Source organism: Pseudomonadota bacterium (genome assembly GCA_018817425.1).
Taxonomy (GTDB): domain Bacteria; phylum Desulfobacterota; class Desulfobacteria; order Desulfobacterales; family RPRI01; genus RPRI01.
This window is the reverse complement of the sequence record JAHITX010000110.1, coordinates 1-2,100: the sequence shown is the minus strand read 5'-3', so window position 1 is coordinate 2,100 and position 2,100 is coordinate 1. Positions and strand designations below refer to the sequence as shown.

Sequence of the window (2,100 nt, the reverse complement as noted above, 5' to 3'; positions counted from 1 at the left end):
GTTAATTTCATTAGCATAAACATTAGCCGAAGGCAAGGGCGTTTCCGTGAGGAAAGGTCTGAAGGCGGAGCGAAGCGGAAGGTGAGCCGAAGGCGAAAGCGACTGAAAGGAGCGGCCAACCCTAAGTGCAAAGCTATGAGCTGACGAACAGAAACAGTATATATGGCCGCACAACATAAAAAAGCCCAGGATTCAGGAGATAGGGTAAATGCTGCGGTTGTGTAGCGAAAGTTCACGTTCTTATCCGGGGAGATCTGTCTGAAATAGCGTTTGTTTGTGGCTATGGAAGTCGGACTGAGGTCAATCCTGAAAAGGATGGACCTGCCACCGAATCATAAGGCTGAAGCGAAAGCGCATCGGGCGGCAACGTCCGATGTTATCAGGCAGAAGATCAATAGTTTGTAAGCCCAAGTTTTTAATTTCATTTCAGATATTAACTATAAAACTAAAGGGCGTCCCCAAAACTCCCCAGAAAAGCGGCACCAAGCTTCTTTCTTTTAATGTGGATAGAAATTTCGAAGCTTTTGCTCTTTTACTTTGATCATGCCTGTAATAGTCCTGTGCAATTTTACCTAATATTGATGTATCAATTGATAGACGGGTCCAGGGACTTCACGCGATATCCATACCGCATCTCATGACCAGCGATTGATCCAGTTGTCCCGTGGACTATCCGAAAGGCGTCTGCGTGTACGAGTGCGTTACGCACACGAAGCAGATCTGCATACCTGTGATCGGCAACAACAGAGTCAAACCAGGCCCGCCAAGGTTCTATGATGGTGTCTCGCTTGTCTTTTTTGATGGTGCCGGTTTTATAATCCGAATGATAAAAGCTTCGAATGCTGTCCTCGCCCTTCGGTGGTCTTATGGCAAATCCCAAAAGCCTACCTGCTGCAGCAATACACAGGTCGAGACATGATAAGGCAGTGGTTGCTGCCCATCGTGCATGGGCATCGTCAATACTATCATTTTCGTATGCGTCGTTGGGCCACTCACCGGCAAAACGGCGTTCATCTATATCTGTAAGATAGACCAGTGATTCAGCCCCTCGGCCTGCTGCAGAGGCGAGATGACCGATAGCACCGTGCTGCGGATTGCTCGTGTTATTCAGAAGCCGCCCAACTTCTGCCACTATTCGTCGACTGAATGTCATTTCATCCACTTCAGCTTACCTTTTGCTTGATTGGTCCAAATCATCGTAGTCAGCCCAACGTTCCCGATCACCGAGTGCAAAAGGCTTCCACAAAACTACGCAAAAGTATCGGAAGTCAGAAAACCAACGGCCATGGAAAAAGCCGAGGCCTTTTGCATCCGGTGCATTGGGTGGTTCTGTTTCCTTCCTATGATCTGGGCGTTAAAGAACCATTCAGATATTTATGCACGATACTTGAAATAAGAGTTTGATATGGTATACCTTCTTCAATTGCCTTTATTTGTATTTGCTGGTAATCCTTTTGAGAAAGGCGAAGATTTATTCGTTTATCCTTTTTTAAAGTATTTCTAGCGGCTTCTATTACTTTTTTTCTCTCTTGGTCAAAATTTTTAACAGGCTGCCATTCGTCACGTTCGATGGATTCCATCAGGTCTTTCTCTTCCTGGTCAATTGCTTTAAATGCCTTTTTACTGATTTTATTCATTATTCCCCCTTCAAACCGTATTTTTTTGTGTATTTGCGGCTTGGGAAAGCTGTTTTTAGAAATATTTCATCATCCTTTTCCACGTAAGGTACGATGATGGCATAATTGTCGATCTCTAAAACATACATTTTTTGATTGGGGTACCCAGAATTTTCCTCGATTCCAATCACCAGACCCGACTCAATTAAATAGGCGATTTCTTCAAAGGATATTCCGCGTTCTCGTTTTAAGAGTTCGTTTTTTTCAGAATTCCAATTCAAGTATTTCATATCGAAATTATAAGTTTATGTCTGCCTTTTGTCAACGGTTTTTAGGTTGGTTTGGCCAGAAACAGAACGGAAAGTTAACCCGACATTCGCGAAGAAGAATAAATCAAATTATATTTAAAAAAAACAATTGATTAAATTCAGCCAGTTATAAACTTTGCCAGTAATTGGTCAAGTTTGCATGCCACATAACCCAC

At 43.2% G+C, this 2,100-nt stretch carries 3 protein-coding genes; all 3 read right to left on the bottom strand.

Annotated features, from left to right (window positions below):
• Positions 1 to 586: 586 nt before the first annotated feature.
• The 3 genes from KKC46_18600 to KKC46_18590 all read right to left on the bottom strand — a co-directional run bounded on the left by KKC46_18600 (position 587) and on the right by KKC46_18590 (position 1,906).
• Entirely contained in the window at positions 587 to 1,162 is a 576-nt protein-coding gene (locus KKC46_18600; protein ID MBU1055814.1) for a hypothetical protein, read from the bottom strand.
• 178 nt (positions 1,163 to 1,340) lie between these two features.
• A complete protein-coding gene (locus tag KKC46_18595) occupies positions 1,341 to 1,637 on the bottom strand; it encodes an antitoxin (protein MBU1055813.1) in 297 nt (98 codons plus the stop codon).
• Complete coding sequence (locus tag KKC46_18590) at positions 1,637 to 1,906, bottom strand: BrnT family toxin (GenBank protein ID MBU1055812.1); 270 nt, start codon at positions 1,904 to 1,906, stop codon at positions 1,637 to 1,639. The genes KKC46_18595 and KKC46_18590 overlap by 1 nt, the downstream gene beginning before the upstream one ends.
• Between the last annotated feature and the right edge of the window lie 194 nt (positions 1,907 to 2,100).